The sequence below is a fragment of the Paenibacillus ilasis genome (assembly GCF_043195395.1).
In the GTDB taxonomy this organism is placed as follows: Bacteria; Bacillota; Bacilli; order Paenibacillales; family Paenibacillaceae; genus Paenibacillus_AQ; species Paenibacillus_AQ lautus.
Window position 1 is genome coordinate 3628538 of the sequence record NZ_JBHDJG010000001.1, and the last position, 15820, is coordinate 3644357.

Genomic DNA, 15820 nt, shown 5'->3' on the forward strand with positions numbered 1-15820 from the left:
GTATTTAGTTATGGCAGCAAATTAGACTGGAATGCAGTTTTTCTTTAAATAATACAACTCCTTCCATTTATTATTCGTACAATATAGGCGTTATTCGTGAGTTAGTCAATACAGAAGTGGCAGCTAACCATGACGTATAATTGGCTTATTACCCAAAAATCCCGATCTCTCCGCTGTTACAAGAGAGATCGGGATTTGGATCGCCAGTGTGCTTCTATGCTTTAGATTCGTCTGCTTTTTTTCCCGATATAAGCCAATGTGTAGATCACACTTCCAGCTACGATAACCAACGAAAACAGAAGCAGCAAGTTGCTGTACAAGTCTGCCTCAGCATTCCATACCATCGGAAGAAGCGGGAAATCCAGCAATCGTCTGGAAAGCAAACCTCCTACGATCGCAACTCCGATCCCCTCGGATAAGAAGCATGCAAAATTAAGCATTCCCATCCCTGCTCCGGCTTCTTTCTCTTCCAGAGCAGCGGAAACGACGGTTGAAATCACCGTCTTCACAAAAGAAAGGCCTCCAAATACAAAAATCAGCATGGCGGCAACATTCCAAGGTGATTGATCCGCCAGCATAGCTATGGTTAAAAAACCACCGATAATCATCAAGGATCCTATATAGAACACAAAATGATGACCTTTTTTATCGACGAGTATGCCCCCTAACATGCCAAACAGCATGACGCTCATGGCACCAGGGAATATAATACCCGCGCCAATCATGCCTGTTGACAGATGATGGACGCTTCTCATCAGATAAGGCACCATGGACAGAAATCCGGCAACCATGCCCAAAATGATGCAGCCCGTGATCGTTCCGGCGATGAACTTCTTCCTTACGAATAAATACGGTTCGATAAATGGATTTGAGGCACGCTTGATACGTGCGGCGAATAGTACGAGCGCTGCTAAACAGCCAGCCAGATACATCCACTGCTCATTGGTTGTAAATAAGGTAAATAGCACTACGCCAACGGAGAGCAGAGCTGCTCCCGTAACATCCATGTTCCCTTTCCGTTTGGTTTCATCCGGCAGCACTTTTAAAAAGAACGGAATCGTTGCAAGCGTCATAAGAGGAAAAACAAACAACACGGACCAGTGCACATAATGGGCAACGACGCCTCCGATGACAGGCCCGATTCCTTCGCCCGTTGCAACCAGCGATCCTATAAGACCAAAAGCTCTGCCGCGAGATTTTGCATCGAAATAACGCACAATCATAACCATGACCAGTGCAGGGATGGCAGAGGCTCCCGCCCCCTGAATAAATCTTGCCGTAATCACAGCTGGCAAATAGGCATGCGCCGCTAATCCCAGCATAGACCCGCTGCCGTACGTTACGATGCCTATCATGAGCATTTTTTTGATCCCGTACAGATCCGATATTTTTCCGTACACAAACGAACCTATGGCGAACGACAGTATAAAGCCTGTATTGACCCAATTGGCAGTCGATGGCTCCACATGAAATTGCCTGGCGATATCCGGTAGTGCCACATTAAACACCGTTTCATTCAAAACGCTGAAAAATACCAAAAGTCCCAGCCAGGCAAACGCGCCTTTCACATTTGTAATCCGTAATTTTTGACTTGGTTGAGTAATCTCTTCCACTTGGTAGTTGCCCCCATAAAATTAGGGGAATACGCAGTTTATAGGGTCAATGATGCGATTTCCCTCAAATTTTGTACCCAAATCAATGCTTTTTGCCGCATGTAATAATCCTCCTTAGAAATTTCTAATCTTTAATATAACATACGGTTTAGGAAAATTTGTAATCCGTGAATTTCCCTAAATAATCCCCCTCTCCCCATCCCGCCATACCTCCACGCTAACCTCTTTCTCCAGCCAGTCCTTCATACTCGCTAATTCAAACACTTGTTCAATATGGAACACCCCGCACGCCATTTTCCCACTGTACACAGCATCCGCAACCATCGCCGCTACCCTAGCCGTTAATTTGGACTGGTCCCGCCCGACCAGCAAGCATTCAACCGTACTGCTGTTGCCCTGGCGCTTACCCTGGGCTTCAACTTTTAAAGCAACATCATCGGGTCCCATTTGTATATTCATAAAAGCTTGGACGGCAGCTTTCCGTATCCATTTCACTTTAAGCAGATGGTACAGACCGGATGCACAGAATCCTGCCAGTATGGAAGTTAGAAGGGAAGAATCAAACCCCAACCGGGTCGACACGGTGGGGACTTCCAAGGTGTGAGGCAATGTTGATTGATCCGAGAACGGGAATCGATATACGGGTTTACGTCTTATTTTTCCGCCAAAATGAACCGACCTTCCCTCCGAGAAACTCGCAACCGTCCTTAGGCGATGGTCCTCCATCACCTGAAAGTTGGACAGGAGATTGTCCACAGTCCACTCTACGGCAGCCTTGCCGTGCCGATCCCCTAAACCCAGCATAATCGAGATATCAATCGACTCTGTTACATCCAGACCTTTGCTCGCCCAGCTCGCCATTAGATTGGTTAACCCTGGGGCCAGTCCTACACTCAGAATGACTGTCGATCGGGATTCCTCTGCTGCCCCCTTCCACTTCGACACTTGATTCAAAAATTCGGCTTTGGCCGATATATCCACATAGTTGGTCCCGCTCCGGATGCAAGCCCCGACCCAGGCATCGTCCGCCTGATCCAGGCACATGACCACGAGTCTGATCCGTTCCCACTCACTCTCCATGACCGGCTGCTCCATATCCAATCGCATAGGGAGCACCTTTCCGCCTGTTTCCCGACTGAAACGTTCGGCTCGCTCCAAATTTCTTCCTGCAGCGTATACAAGTCCGGGATACTTCTCCCCTAACTCCTCGCATAGGATCCTTCCTACATGCCCATATCCGCCTACAACCACAATTCGTTCCTTCATGATGCTTCCTCTCCATCTCTAAAAAATTCTATATAAGTAACAGTCCAGCTCAAACTCGATAATCCTCAGTATAAGTCCTCCTTTATTTCAACATGGTGCAAAGGTGCAGATCTCTTTCATTCCTTCTCCATTCATGACATAATAAGAATCATTCTCAATTATAAGGATAGAGAACGATAACCCTATCCCATAAATGTGGGGTTTTTCTTAGACTGATGGTGCAGGTGACTCCATATGGACACGCAACTTAACAGCTTATTAAATAAAATAACAGCGCTTGGCGGGGCTTTATCAACTTCCCAGACCTACCGGAGCAGACTCATCAAGCAATTGCGCAGCTGGATTCCTTTCAAATCGGCTTGCTTTACGACGGTAGATCCACGCACATTGCTCTCGACCGGTGCGATAACGGATGAAGACATTGAGGCAATCCATGATGGCCTGTTCAAGTACGAATATCTGCACAGCGATTACAATCACTTTCATGAACTGGTAAACTCCACGGAGAAGGTGGCAACGCTAAGCGGGGCTACGAACGGGACTATGAGCAAAAGTCCTCGCTATCTGAACGTGCTGAAGCCGGCAGGCCTTCATGACGAGATGCGTGCCGCCTTGGTAGCGAACGGCATGTGCTGGGGATTTCTAACCATTTTCCGTCAGGAGGGCCAGCCCTTTTTTAGCGAGGAGGAACGGCAGCTTCTCTCTTCCCTGGCGCCATTCATGGCGGTCATGCTACGTGATCGAAGTCTTCCGCGATCCACTGTCACTGTAGATGGAATGTTTCCTATGCCTGAGCCTGGTTTATTGCTGCTGTCCGAAATGCTTGATATTCTTTCTTATAACGCTGCTGCACGGCAGTGGATGTCATTGCTCCAGGATGCAGAGGGATTGGATGCCGCTTCACTCCCCCGCCCGCTGCGGGCAGTCTGCTTCCGGGCTTTGTCCGAGAACGACCGAGGAACGGTCTATTCAACGAGTGCCCATACTCGCGTCAGGCTGAGAGACGGATCCTTTGCCAGCATACGGGCAAGTTTTCTGCATGGCCCTGATGCTCTTACCAAGCTTGCCGTAACGCTTGAGCCTGCCAATACTACGGATATGCTGCCGCTAATCTCGGATTCGTTAGGATTAACGGAACGCGAGAACGAAGTGATCAGCGGTATTCTGCGAGGATTGTCCACCAAGGAGCTTGCTCAATCGCTGTTTATCTCCCCCTACACGATTCAGGATCATCTGAAGTCCATTTTTATCAAAACCGGCGTCAACAGCCGAAGGGAATTAATATGGCAGCTTCATTCAAAATATAGCCTGAGTCCTTCATAATGGGGTCGTTTTTCTTTCTTCGGGCAGACATCCATTCCCGAAAATATAAATATATGAAAAACGAAGCGCGCTTTCCTTATTCGTGCTTCGTTTTTTTTGTGCGGCACCCTCTGCTCAAAGTATCAGCCCCTTCAGCCGTAAGCTTAAACGGTGGCTGGCCTCTGCTCTCCACACCTACCATGGTCACTACTCCATACCAACTCTATCTATTTGCATAGGATATCTAATGATAGATTCAAGGAGGTCTGGAAGCATGACAACCCCTATGGAGTTTGATGCCATTTTCAGTCTGGGTCACAACTGTCAGGTTGCCGCCCAGCTAAGAAGAAACAAGCTGCGTCATGCAGCGGGTCCGTTGGACTGGTTCAACTTCGCTTCGACACACGAGTTTTGTAAAGTCATTAAACATCAATTCAGCGATTTCATGCTCCGGGATAACCTGGTCATATATGGTAAATCGGTAAACTGTTACTATGTACGAGACAAACGATCTTCCTGTTTATCCTTCCATGATTTCAAGAACAACCCGGAGGAGCGGCCGTTATATGACTACCCCGTTTTTCGCGAACGGCTGAATCGAAGAATCGAGCGCTTTAACCGCAACTTGAATTCTGAACAAAAGACTCTGCTCGTGCGGATCATCCCGCATAAAAAGGATGCTGAGACGATTGATCAGGTTATTCGTGAAACCTACTCCAATCCGAACGTAACCCTGTTATTTGTCATGCTTAGCAGCAGTCCGAGTATTGTAACCCTTCCCTCATTCTCGGATCTGGTGCTCATCAAGCAAATACCGAAAGGACCCACATGGGAAGGAGATTTGGAGGCTTGGAAGACTATTCTTGGAGAATTTTCGCTCATTTCAGGGGAATAAACGTTTGACAAAACCAAAATTTTCCCGTATATTTACAAAAAAAGTGAATCGGAGCTCTTACGAAGGAAGCACCCGTAAGTCTGGCGTTTAACAGCGCCTTTCTACGGGTGCTTTTTGTCGTGAGTCCGGTCATCCTGTCATGATGCGCTTACCGCTAATGATGATTATTATTTTTAAGGAGAGATGTTTATGTTTAGAAGATTACTGACTTCATCCCTTGTCATGGCACTATTTCTCACTTTAATTCCCATGCCTTTCGCAAATGCGGCCGCGATTGAGTTCACCGATACGGTTCAAGCCCAATTGAATGCCACGGCGGACCGGGCCGGCGGAACTGTTCGTGGGAAGCTAATCAAACAGTACGATGATTTTAAATCCGAACGAAAGCAGGCGATGGATTGGGACGATCGAATCTCATCCCTTCGTTATGCCAATGAAGCCAAAGCTTCGGAAACCCGCAAAAGAATCAGCGAAATCGATAAGGACAAAATCCGCAAGCTGGAAGATCAGCTCCAAGCAGCCAAAACCAAGTACCAGCCGCTGTTTAACACCTATACCGCTCTCAATAAGCAAATCGCCGCTGCTAAAAAACTCAAAGACAAAACACTCTCCAAGATGCTGCAGTCACAGGCCGGTGGCATGAAACTCCTGGTTACCCTGGGACGTGAGGATATTAGAAATAAGCAGGCCGCCCTTACGGCAGCCAAGAAAGAGAAAACTTCCAAAGCGGCAAAGGTCCGCACTATCCTCTCCGAGATTGAATCCTACAAAAGCAAGATCAAGGGCGATAAAAGCGCAATCTCTACACCGAATAAACTGATGACAACCGAGTGGAAAAATTTCAAAACCGCAGTAAAGGCCAATGAATCGGCCAGAATCAGCGATACCCTTTCCAGGCTGTTGACGCTCTCCGGTCAGATCCTGACGAAAAAGAAAAGCATTTACAGTCACGAACAAAAAATCGAGTCTATCATTGCACGTGCAAATGCACAATTAAAATAACGATTCAAGAATCTCTCGATACAAAAAATAACTTCTGCCGAGGGCAGAAGTTATTGTTCGATATGCAACAAGTCAACTCAACTTGAAGCCGTTTGTAACGGGTATTGGAATCCAGCCAACCTGGATTGATCCAGCAATGGATAGTCATATAACATGCCTTCGTAAACAACCTCGAACGCCGGATGCTGAAAGAAATCATTCGGAGTTACTGCGGAGGAAGGGCGATCCCATAGATGGATTCTGCTTTGCTTCATCGCTTCCGCTACGAATTGTGAGCAGAAGTAGGATCTTTCTCTCGTAATATCAAGTCTCATCAGAACGCCGAACATACCGATGAGATTGTACCCGTAAGCATCCTCTTCATCCTTATAATTTTGAATCACGCGTCTTGCCGCCTCAAATTGCTCCCTTGTGATCTGGAGACGGAGCAGAGCGCAGCGCGTGCCAGGAAAGTGACGGAAGGTCCCTTCGTATACATCTTCCTCCACAAATCCTCCAACCCAAGGATTGTTGGCGCATTTGCGGCCGAAACTGAACACTTCGTTCAAATTCTCGTCCAGCGCCAGCGAAGCATGATTATAGGGCGCTGCCGTAATTCGTTTGATCAGTTTCGTAAACATCGTACCCGTATCAGTCAGTAGAACATATATATTTTGGTTATTGGACATTTGGCTTTCCCCCACATACATTGATTACATATTTCATTGAATCCGGATTTCGTCAAATCCTTCGTTAATTCCATTGTAGTAGAGGCAAGCCGTTTCCATAACCGACTATAGGTGTGAATAGAACCTGGACCTAAGTCGAGTTCTCACCTGACCTTGCGACATGAACCCCCTAACTATACCCCATATAAGCGACGATAGGAAGATGGCGTCATGCCTTCATGCTCCATAAATCGCTTGTTAAAGTAACTGACACTTGGATAGCCCGCTTCTACTGCAATTTGTCCGATGGTTTTTTCTTTATGGTCGAGCAGCCACTGCTTTGCCATCTGGAGACGGCAGCGCGTTACAAAATCCATCGGAGTCATCTCCATGACATTGCGGAATAATTTGCAGAAATAGTAAGTGGTTACGCCGAGTCTGTCCGCCCACTCTTCCAAAATAAACGGCTGTGCCGCTTCCTGCTGCATAATCGGCAGCAGTTCAAGAATCCGGTTGGCGGAGTTGTTCGATTTATTGTCCGATAATGCGGACGCCTGCTCCACGAATACCGCTAACAAGGAATACGTAAGCGTGGATAATTGCGCAGGCTTAAGCATCCGGTGGGTCTCCGCCTCACTTAACAGCGCTTCATGCGCTTCCTCAAAAGCAGACGGCTGCCGAATGCTCCAAAGCTGGCTTTTATGAAATCCGCGTTCGATGAAATAGTTCTGCAGACCGCTGCCATAAAAGTGAAACCACCGTACATCCCACGGATCGTCCTCGCTTGTGTAATAACGCTGTGCCTGCATAGGAAAATACAGCACGGCTTCACCTGGGCCAAGCGTATGGACTACATTTTCGATTTCAACATACCCTTTACCGGAAGCCACATAGTGAATATTGAAATTGTTTAAAGACCCGGCTGCCCGCGTAACCGTATGGTCCGGTTCATCCCGGTAAATTCCCACCGATTCGGGCAGGCAGAAGAACGGCATTTGCGGAAGGGTCAGCAGATGACTTTGTCGTTTCATCATAATACTCCTCGAATGACAATATTGTTGTATTAGACTACAAAATAATATTATATCAATTTTATTTCTTGTCTTTTATAATCGCAATATAATCTTAATAAGTTGTATAGGAGCTGATGAACATGACTCAAAAACTTCGTTGGGGAATCCTTGGCTGCGCCAGCATTGCCAAACGCTCGGTCATACCTGGTTTACAGCAATCCCGTCTCAATGAAGTCGTTGCCATTGCCAGCCGCGATCAGGCAAAAGCAGCCCAAACGGCAGAGGAACTGAATATACCGACTGCATACGGCAGTTACGAGTCCTTGCTCGAGGATTCTTCCATAGATGCTATCTATATTCCGCTCCCTAACCATCTACATAAAGAATGGAGCATCCGTGCGGCGGAAGCCGGTAAACACATTCTATGCGAAAAACCGCTTGCGCTGACGGAAGCAGAAGCAGCTGAAATGGCAGAAGCAGCAGCTAAGGCCGGGGTAGTACTGGCCGAAGCCTTTATGTATCGCTATCACCCGCGGTATGACTTGATGAAGGAAATGATCAACGCCGGTGCCATCGGGGATATTCGGGGCATTCGCAGCGCGTTTACCTTCAACAGCTCAGCCAATCACGGCAATGTCCGTTTCCGCAAGGATTGGGGCGGCGGCTCGATTTATGATGTCGGCTGTTATCCGATCAATGCCGCGCGGATCCTGCTGAATAAAGAGCCGGAAGCTGTTACCGTTCAAGCTTTCTTCTCACCTGAGCATGACCATGTCGACATGATGGCATCCGGATTAATCGAATTTGAAGGCAATGTCGCTCTGACATTTGATTGCGGAATGTGGGCGGCGTATCGCAACCCTCTTGAAATTGTAGGCACGGATGGCCTGATTGAAGTCCCTTACGCATATAGCCTGCCTGAGGACGGAGCGAACTTCATCTTAACGACAGGCGAAGGACGTAAAGAAATCGAGGTTCCTCGTGCAAACGCATACAGCGAACAAGGTGATCATATGGCCGAAGCTATTTTGAACAACAAACCCCTCCGCTACTCCGCAGAGGACGCCATTCACAACATGAAAGTCATTGACGCTTGCCTGCAATCTGCCCATGAACGGAAGCGAATTGTATTGTAATTACACCCAAGGAGGATATGAATATGAAATATATATCAATCAAGGGATTAAACAAACCCGTCTCAGCACTAATGAAAGGAACGGACTACTTCTATCATGATTCGTACGAGAAAGCTGCCGCCAATATGGATGCTTACCTTGCGATCGGCGGCAATTCCGTTGATACCGCCCACATCTACTGTGGAGGTCAAAGCGAAGAAGTCATCGGCAGATACATGCAGGAAAGAGGTAACCGGGATCAGATCGTCATCCTGACCAAGGGTGCCCATCATGATCAGAACGGCCCGCGCGTGAATAAAAAAGATATCAAGAGTGACATCACAACGAGCTTCGAAAGACTGCAAACGAATTTCATCGATCTGTACGCTCTTCACCGTGACGACCCTGAGGTTCCGGCAGGTGAAGTTATTGAGGCCCTGAACGAATACATTGCCGATGGCAGCGTGGGTGCCATTGGGGTATCCAATTGGACATGGGAGCGCATCCGGGATGCCAATGCCTACGCTGAAGCGAATGGACTGGTCGGTTTCTCCTTCAGCAGCCCGAATCTCAGTCTGGCCAAGCCAAACGAGCCGTTCTGGAAAGGCTGCGTCTCAGCCGATGCAGAGACGATTGCGTGGCATGAGGCCGAGCAGTTCCCGCTGTTCTCCTGGTCTTCTCAAGCGAGAGGATTCTTCACCGGACGATTTACGCCGGAAATTCGAGATAATGCGGATCTTGTGCGGGTATTCTACAGCGATGCGAACTGGGAGCGATTAGAGCGCGCCAAACAACTGGCCGCAACGAAGAATGTGACAGCCATACAGATCGCGCTCGCTTACGTGCTGAACCAGCCATTCCCGACCTGTGCGCTGATCGGTGCGCAATCAGCCGAAGAATTAAAATCCTGTGATGAAGGTTCAACCATCCAGTTGACAAGGGAAGAAATAGACTGGTTAGACCTAACGATCGATCAGTTGTCTACAATCTAAATGTTAAAAGCGCCTTGTGCCAGGATAATTCCATCCTGCTCAAGGCGCTTTTTATAGGCTAATGTACCGTCTGAAACCCATCGCTAGGACGAAGCCATCTCCTTGATCGGTAGAATCCGCGCTGATGAGTTACTTCCTACTCCTGCAAACTCCGAAGATATGCTTCATATTCAACCGTAAACTCGAGCGCTTCCTTAAAATCCGGGGACTTGAGCGAAAGGGCTGCGACGACTTCCTCTTTTCCTGTCTCATGCAAGGCTAGGATACGAGGCTGTCTTGGGACGCGAAACTGGGTATGATCGTGATATACGATGGTGACGATGGTGCCAAGCGGCTCCTTCTCGGTTGAATAAACCGTGCTCCACATCCAGCGCTGCTGGTCCGTCCCTTCCGGGCTTCCCCATTCTCTTGAAATGTCAAAGTTCCCCGGGAAATTAGGTTCAGGACGTATTCCCAGCTCCTTGAGCTGTCTATGAATCGGCAAGAATAACAGGTTCAAAAACGTCCCATACGCTGCATCTCCACCCTCGTTGTATGCCCGCATCAGTTTTTCATGATTTACGGTAAGTACGGTTTTCCAGTTTCGTTCAATGTATTCGGAAACATAGCTTCCGATGGCTTCGATGGGATGATCTTGATGATCTTGGTGCTCTTCCAAAAATTCCTGCAGCGGTTTCATTGGTTTCATGGTTTACCCCTTCCCATTTCATGGATTTTTTGATGTACCTCTCCAGCTTACAACATGGATGCAAATTGTAAGGTTTGTAGGATAACCAGCCCATATTAGGGGTAAACCTTATCATGTACTTTAGTCTCTTACCCTGAACCCTTGTAACATACCGGCAATCACATCCATCGTTTCCTCGAGGCCTTTATCGGTTTCCGGCATTTGAGCGACCCAGAGCGAGCATTCGTTTAATGCGCCGGACAAGGCATGGGTCATAGCATCAACAGGAATTCTTTTCATAATCCCCTGTTCCTGCATCAAGGTTAACTGCTCCCGCAGATGACTCATCGAATGCAGCTCGTCCATTTCTCGCCAAGATTCCCAGCCTACGACACTTGGACCGTCAATGAGCATAATCCGCTTATTCTGCGGTTCGACCACGGCTGCAACAAAAGCCCGGCAGCCAAACAGGAGCTGCTCCCAAGGATCCTCGGAGCTATCCGCTTCCGTCTCGACGCGCTGCGCTATTTCCGATTGCACTAATTCAAGCACGGCCAGGAACAAACCTAGTTTATTCTTAAAGTGATGATACAGTGCGCCGCGGGTAACTTTAGCTTCGTCGGCAATCTCTTCCAGTGCCGCATTGGCGTAGCCTTTTTCCGTAAATTGGGTTCTGGCTACCTTCAGCAGCAGCTGTATTGTCTCGTTGGTTTCGCTTTTGCTTCTTCTCATATTTCGCGTTGTTCCCCCCTATGCATCATTCTCCGGGGTCAACCCCGTTTGGTGACCACACTTCTTCATTATACTGCTCGAGAAAGGCCTGGGAAGGCGGAATAATCTTGATCATGTCAATCAGTACCCCATTCGGGTCACTAGTAATAAAATGCCGCTGACCAAATTCTTCGTCCCGCATATCCTGATGAAGCTGCAGCTTTTCGTGGATGACCAGCCTTTGGTACTCGGCATCCACATCCTCCACCTCGAAATTCAGAATCAATCCCTGTACAGGTTTCTGAAAAGCGGACGGTACCGTGGGATGGTCTTTGGACAAGATGGCCATTTCATAAGCGCCTTGTCCTTCGTCACCCTTCTTCAGGCTTACATACCAATCCGCTTCAAAAACAATCTCAAAACCAAACAACCGTGTGTAAAAGTCTGCGCTTTCGGCAATCTTCTCAGTCATGATCACGGGATAAAAACCTTGCAGCTTCATATGGAAAACATCTCCTTCTATAATGGGATGCATCCAATTTAACATACATACAGTTTGTATGTAAACATGTTTTTTTTAAAACTTACCATAAAAAAAAGAACCTGCTGATCGGACCGCAGGTTCTTCGTTTGCTACCACAACAAGCTAACAGCCAATAGATTGAACAATGCTAACGGCAATATGACATTAGGATTGGGCCCGTATGGCACAAATGGAGGGTATCCCGGGAAGAAACCTCTGTTCCCTTGTTCTACAAGAATGTACACATTCTTTGCATCAACATTAATGACGATACCTTCAATGGCTTCATCATCCATCGTATGCACTCTTACCTTGCGATTGACTACGTTTTTCATGGCCGAATGGGCGCTTTCTCTATGTTTCTTCATGGAATGTACCAACTGGTGGTCGCATTGAAACAGCATTTGGGGTTGGGTTGAATAATGGCTCATAATGCTCCTCCTTCATTCTCTTCTATTCGCATTGTATGCAAATGTCCCGTCAAGGGTGTTTGCCTATCTGAAATCCGTTTAATGCATAGCGGATACGGGTATAGTACAACCAGATGAAGGAGGGTTAAACACCATGGACAAACGAAATATACAGACAAAGCCCGGAAGCTTTTTTATTGAAGATAACGGAAAAAAGGTAGCCGAAATCTCCTACTCACCTCAAGGAAACGGAGTGATTAGTATCGATCATACCTATATTTCACCCGGCCTGCGAGGCCAAGGAATCGCCGACGAACTCGTTCGAAAAGTAATAGGATACGCTCGGGAAGAAGATTTGAAAATCATCCCCGTTTGCTCCTACGCCGGACATTATTTTGACAAAAACGTCGAAGATCGTGCACTGCTGCACAAATAACAAACGATGATTAAAACAACATATGGCATTAGGAATCGGATATACCCGTAAGGTTTAACTCGCCAGCCATAAGAAAGCTCCTCTTATCGGTTGGCTTTTACGCGCCATTATTTCCAAGTTCAAATGTAACGTTGGTATTTTCTATTGCGATAGAGTGATCCTATCCTCTATGATCAAATGGTATAGCTTAAGTTAGGGAGGCAACTATAATCATGAGGCAAACAGCGGAACATTGGGTCTGGGAACAGATGTTTGATAACTTGCCTATCGGGGCACTCCTGATTTCTGCGGTTGACGAGCCTGTGGCCAAGGTTAATGATCGTTTTTGCGAACTTATCGAATCCAAACGTTCAGATCTGCTTCAGCTCAAACCTTCCGAAATCCAAGTTCTATCCAACTTATCGATTCAACAAACATTACAATCATTGACATATGACCTAACGTCCACGATCAAAAAAAACTCTTACTTTATTCGCCGTGACGGAAATCAAGTTCAAGTCTCTGTGACGATTTCCCTGTTGAACCATCCCGCCCCTGGAGAGGCTCCATGGATTTTATGCTGTATTGAACCAGGGACCGTACAGGAGGAGTCGTCTTTGCCGCCGACCATTAAGAATGATGAGCTGCTTGCACTCATCTCCAAAAGCGGACAAGATCTTATATCCATTAGCAACGCCGACGGCATCATCGAATACATCTCACCTTCTGTAACGGAAATCCTCGGATACACCCAAGAGGAAATGACGGGCCAATGCCGGATCGATTACTATCATCAGGTTGATTCCGAGCAAATGAAAGAACCGGGCAAACTATTCTCAGAGGAAGATAGTTTCGTTCGACGCATACGCCATAAGGACGGGCATTATTTATGGTTTGAAACGTCTTTCCAGCTGGTACGGGGAGCGCAAGGCGAGGTTACCAAGGTCTTGGCCATTGGACGAAATATTACCAAACGCAAGACGGATGAGGATACGCTGGCGCATGCGCAGCGGATTGCCAAGATTGGTTCCTGGCGTTGGGACTTGATTACGCATACGCTAACCTACAGCGATGAAATGAGGCGAATTTACGGGTATCAGATCAGTACTACCGAGCCAAACCACAACACGCTGCTGTCATTGGTCGTTCCGGAGGACCGCGAGCGGCTGGAGGCGGAATTGAGCAGAGCCATTCTAGGGAAAGCGAATGAAATCATTTACCGGATCCAGCTTCAGGACGGGCATATCCGAACGATTCGAGCTCAATGGGAAGTCTCCGTTACGAACCAAGGCAGACCGATGGAGATGGTCGGCATGGCCCAGGATATCACCGAGCAGGTGCTGATTGAACAGCAGTCGCTGGAGAATGAAAATAAGTACAAGCTCATAACCGAAAATTCCCTTGATTTCATATCGAGCAGCACCATAGGCTGTTCCACGTTTCTTTATTGTTCACCTTCCTGTTATTCTCTGCTTGGATATCGTCCGGAGGAGATGGTTGGCACCAGTATATTCGATTACGTATACGCTGAGGATATCATCCCGCTCCAGGACTATTTCAAGAATTGCCTGGACGGCAAATCGCTCACACCCATTACCTTCCGTTATATACATAAGGATGGCAGGCACATCTGGTTTGAAGTCAATTGCAAGTACATTGGCACGCAGGACGGCCAAAAGAACGAAATCATTTCGATTGCCCGCGACATTTCCGAGCGAAAGATGATGGAATTTAAGCTTAAAGAAAGCGAGCAGCGATATCGTTCTCTATTTGAATATAATCCGTCGGCGGTATACTCCCTGAATTTGGATGGCGACTACTTAACGGCCAATCAGAATTTGCAGGAGCTGACGGGATATTCCCTGGACGAGCTGATCGGAATGTATTTCGGACCGATTGTAGCGGAAAATGACATGGCTCGAACGTTGTATCATTTTAATCAGGCGACAGAAGGCATACCGCAGAGCTATGATCTGACGATAATTCATAAGGATGGACATCCCATCAACATCAATACCATCAACATCCCGATTTTCGTGGATGACGAAGTGGTCGGCGTCTATGGCATTACCCGGGACATTACCGAGCGCATGCGAACCATGGAAGAGATTAAGAAACTTAGCCGCGAGCTCACTCTTTTGCTGAATACGGTATCCGAAGGCATTATCGGGCTGGACATTCACGGACATGTCGCTTTTATCAATCCGGCAGGCGCAGCGATGCTGGATTATGAACCGGCCACCACCATCGGAAGACCTTGCGACCAGATTATCAAAGAAATTCACCATGACGGCACTTTTTATCGGGGGGATGATTCACCGCTTGTTCGGGCCGTCAAACAAGGCGTACCGCTGTCCAGAGCCGAAATTGTGCTTTGGCGAGGCGACGGAACCAGCTTTCTGGCAGATTATCAGGTCAACCCAATCTGGGATCAAGGAGAGCGTAAAGGCGCCGTTATGGTGTTCCGTGATATCACCGATGAGAAAGAGATCATCCGGGCGAAGGAGAATGCCGAACGGGCAGATCAAGCGAAAACGGAGTTTCTGACCATGATGAGTCACGAACTCCGTACACCCATGAACGGCATCATCGGTATGATTGAGCTGTTAAGAACGACCGAGCTTGACGAGGACCAACAGAATTATACCGATATTTTGATGGAGAGCAGCAGCTCGCTGCTGCACATCCTGAACGAGATCCTCGATTTCAGCAAAATCGAGACCGGCAATATGACCCTCATTCACGAACCGATCGATTTACGTTCCTTGCTTGAAATCGTCGTTGATTTATTTTCGGCCAAAGCCAAAGAAAAAGGATTAACGTTATCCTGCAGCATCAACAGCTCCACGGTTCCCGATGTGATCATCGGCGATGCCCTGCGGCTGCGGCAAGTGCTTGTTAATCTTATCAGCAATGCTATCAAATTCACCCATGAGGGCAGCATCGTGATGAGTGTCGAGGGACTGCGCAGGACGGGCACCCATGAATTCACGCTTGCTTTTCAAGTAAGGGATACGGGAATTGGCATCCCTGCTGAACAGCAGCATCAGCTGTTCACCTCCTTCTCGCAGCTTCATCCATCCTTGAATCGCAAATACGGCGGTACGGGATTGGGGCTGGCAATCAGTAAAAAACTGGTTGAGCTGATGGGAGGGGTCATCGGCGTCGAGAGTCGTGAAAACATCGGTTCCTCCTTCTACTTTACGATCCCGACCCATACGCTGCATGATGATATCACGGACAAATAAG

Annotated in this window: 15 protein-coding genes; 7 read left to right on the forward strand and 8 right to left on the reverse strand. The window is 47.6% G+C overall.

The window, feature by feature from the left end; translation table 11 throughout:
* Nucleotides 1-221: 221 nt before the first annotated feature.
* Both ACETK5_RS16295 and ACETK5_RS16300 read right to left on the reverse strand, forming a co-directional pair.
* Complete coding sequence (locus tag ACETK5_RS16295; RefSeq protein ID WP_394057451.1) at nt 222-1577, reverse strand: MFS transporter; 1356 nt, start codon at nt 1575-1577, stop codon at nt 222-224.
* Nucleotides 1578-1790: 213 nt separating this feature from the next.
* Complete coding sequence (locus ACETK5_RS16300; RefSeq protein WP_394056763.1) at nt 1791-2879, reverse strand: saccharopine dehydrogenase family protein; 1089 nt, start codon at nt 2877-2879, stop codon at nt 1791-1793.
* A 234-nt stretch (nt 2880-3113) separates the two neighbouring features.
* Between ACETK5_RS16300 and ACETK5_RS16305 the strand changes: the two genes are divergently transcribed.
* The 3 genes from ACETK5_RS16305 to ACETK5_RS16315 all read left to right on the forward strand — a co-directional run bounded on the left by ACETK5_RS16305 (nt 3114) and on the right by ACETK5_RS16315 (nt 6078).
* Nucleotides 3114-4202: a LuxR C-terminal-related transcriptional regulator gene (locus ACETK5_RS16305; protein ID WP_394056765.1), complete on the forward strand. Its 1089-nt coding sequence runs from the start codon at nt 3114-3116 to the stop codon at nt 4200-4202.
* Nucleotides 4203-4455: 253 nt separating this feature from the next.
* Nucleotides 4456-5076: a DUF1796 family putative cysteine peptidase gene (locus ACETK5_RS16310; protein ID WP_100536402.1), complete on the forward strand. Its 621-nt coding sequence runs from the start codon at nt 4456-4458 to the stop codon at nt 5074-5076.
* A gap of 189 nt (nt 5077-5265) precedes the next feature.
* Nucleotides 5266-6078, forward strand: coding sequence for a hypothetical protein (locus ACETK5_RS16315; RefSeq protein ID WP_394056767.1), 813 nt, complete (start codon nt 5266-5268; stop codon nt 6076-6078).
* A 77-nt stretch (nt 6079-6155) separates the two neighbouring features.
* Here ACETK5_RS16315 and ACETK5_RS16320 read toward each other — a convergent pair whose 3' ends face one another.
* Complete coding sequence (locus ACETK5_RS16320; RefSeq protein WP_100536400.1) at nt 6156-6746, reverse strand: hypothetical protein; 591 nt, start codon at nt 6744-6746, stop codon at nt 6156-6158.
* A 173-nt stretch (nt 6747-6919) separates the two neighbouring features.
* A complete protein-coding gene (locus ACETK5_RS16325) occupies nt 6920-7756 on the reverse strand; it encodes a helix-turn-helix transcriptional regulator (RefSeq protein WP_100536399.1) in 837 nt (278 codons plus the stop codon).
* 122 nt (nt 7757-7878) lie between these two features.
* Here ACETK5_RS16325 and ACETK5_RS16330 point away from each other — a divergent pair, with 122 nt between their 5' ends.
* Together ACETK5_RS16330 and ACETK5_RS16335 are read left to right on the forward strand one after the other, a co-directional pair.
* Nucleotides 7879-8874, forward strand: coding sequence for a Gfo/Idh/MocA family protein (locus ACETK5_RS16330; protein ID WP_100536398.1), 996 nt, complete (start codon nt 7879-7881; stop codon nt 8872-8874).
* Nucleotides 8875-8897: 23 nt separating this feature from the next.
* Nucleotides 8898-9845: an aldo/keto reductase gene (locus ACETK5_RS16335; protein WP_100536397.1), complete on the forward strand. Its 948-nt coding sequence runs from the start codon at nt 8898-8900 to the stop codon at nt 9843-9845.
* Nucleotides 9846-9981: 136 nt separating this feature from the next.
* Here the strand turns inward: ACETK5_RS16335 and ACETK5_RS16340 are convergent, their stop codons facing one another.
* From ACETK5_RS16340 to ACETK5_RS16355, 4 genes are all read right to left on the reverse strand, one after another.
* A complete protein-coding gene (locus tag ACETK5_RS16340; protein WP_394056769.1) occupies nt 9982-10533 on the reverse strand; it encodes a DUF6022 family protein in 552 nt (183 codons plus the stop codon).
* Between the two features lie 120 nt (nt 10534-10653).
* Entirely contained in the window at nt 10654-11244 is a 591-nt protein-coding gene (locus ACETK5_RS16345) for a TetR/AcrR family transcriptional regulator (protein WP_100536395.1), read from the reverse strand.
* 25 nt (nt 11245-11269) lie between these two features.
* A complete protein-coding gene (locus tag ACETK5_RS16350; RefSeq protein ID WP_100536394.1) occupies nt 11270-11725 on the reverse strand; it encodes a VOC family protein in 456 nt (151 codons plus the stop codon).
* Nucleotides 11726-11856: 131 nt separating this feature from the next.
* The gene (locus ACETK5_RS16355) at nt 11857-12177 is read right to left on the reverse strand and encodes a hypothetical protein (protein WP_100536393.1); all 321 of its coding nucleotides are present in this window, start codon (nt 12175-12177) and stop codon (nt 11857-11859) included.
* 133 nt (nt 12178-12310) lie between these two features.
* Between ACETK5_RS16355 and ACETK5_RS16360 the strand changes: the two genes are divergently transcribed.
* Entirely contained in the window at nt 12311-12592 is a 282-nt protein-coding gene (locus ACETK5_RS16360; RefSeq protein ID WP_326112894.1) for a GNAT family N-acetyltransferase, read from the forward strand.
* Nucleotides 12593-12804: 212 nt separating this feature from the next.
* On the forward strand, nt 12805-15819 hold the full coding sequence (locus tag ACETK5_RS16365) for a PAS domain S-box protein (protein WP_394056772.1): 3015 nt from the start codon (nt 12805-12807) through the stop codon (nt 15817-15819).
* Nucleotide 15820: the final 1 nt, after the last annotated feature.

Coding starts and splice junctions, on each gene's coding strand:
- ACETK5_RS16300 (WP_394056763.1), bottom strand. CDS start 2,879: ATGAAGGAACGAATTGTGGTTGTAGGCGGATATGGGCATGTAGGAAGG.
- ACETK5_RS16305 (WP_394056765.1), top strand. CDS start 3,114: ATGGACACGCAACTTAACAGCTTATTAAATAAAATAACAGCGCTTGGC.
- ACETK5_RS16310 (WP_100536402.1), top strand. CDS start 4,456: ATGACAACCCCTATGGAGTTTGATGCCATTTTCAGTCTGGGTCACAAC.
- ACETK5_RS16315 (WP_394056767.1), top strand. CDS start 5,266: ATGTTTAGAAGATTACTGACTTCATCCCTTGTCATGGCACTATTTCTC.
- ACETK5_RS16320 (WP_100536400.1), bottom strand. CDS start 6,746: ATGTCCAATAACCAAAATATATATGTTCTACTGACTGATACGGGTACG.
- ACETK5_RS16325 (WP_100536399.1), bottom strand. CDS start 7,756: ATGAAACGACAAAGTCATCTGCTGACCCTTCCGCAAATGCCGTTCTTC.
- ACETK5_RS16330 (WP_100536398.1), top strand. CDS start 7,879: ATGACTCAAAAACTTCGTTGGGGAATCCTTGGCTGCGCCAGCATTGCC.
- ACETK5_RS16335 (WP_100536397.1), top strand. CDS start 8,898: ATGAAATATATATCAATCAAGGGATTAAACAAACCCGTCTCAGCACTA.
- ACETK5_RS16340 (WP_394056769.1), bottom strand. CDS start 10,533: ATGAAACCAATGAAACCGCTGCAGGAATTTTTGGAAGAGCACCAAGAT.
- ACETK5_RS16345 (WP_100536395.1), bottom strand. CDS start 11,244: ATGAGAAGAAGCAAAAGCGAAACCAACGAGACAATACAGCTGCTGCTG.
- ACETK5_RS16350 (WP_100536394.1), bottom strand. CDS start 11,725: ATGAAGCTGCAAGGTTTTTATCCCGTGATCATGACTGAGAAGATTGCC.
- ACETK5_RS16355 (WP_100536393.1), bottom strand. CDS start 12,177: ATGAGCCATTATTCAACCCAACCCCAAATGCTGTTTCAATGCGACCAC.
- ACETK5_RS16360 (WP_326112894.1), top strand. CDS start 12,311: ATGGACAAACGAAATATACAGACAAAGCCCGGAAGCTTTTTTATTGAA.
- ACETK5_RS16365 (WP_394056772.1), top strand. CDS start 12,805: ATGAGGCAAACAGCGGAACATTGGGTCTGGGAACAGATGTTTGATAAC.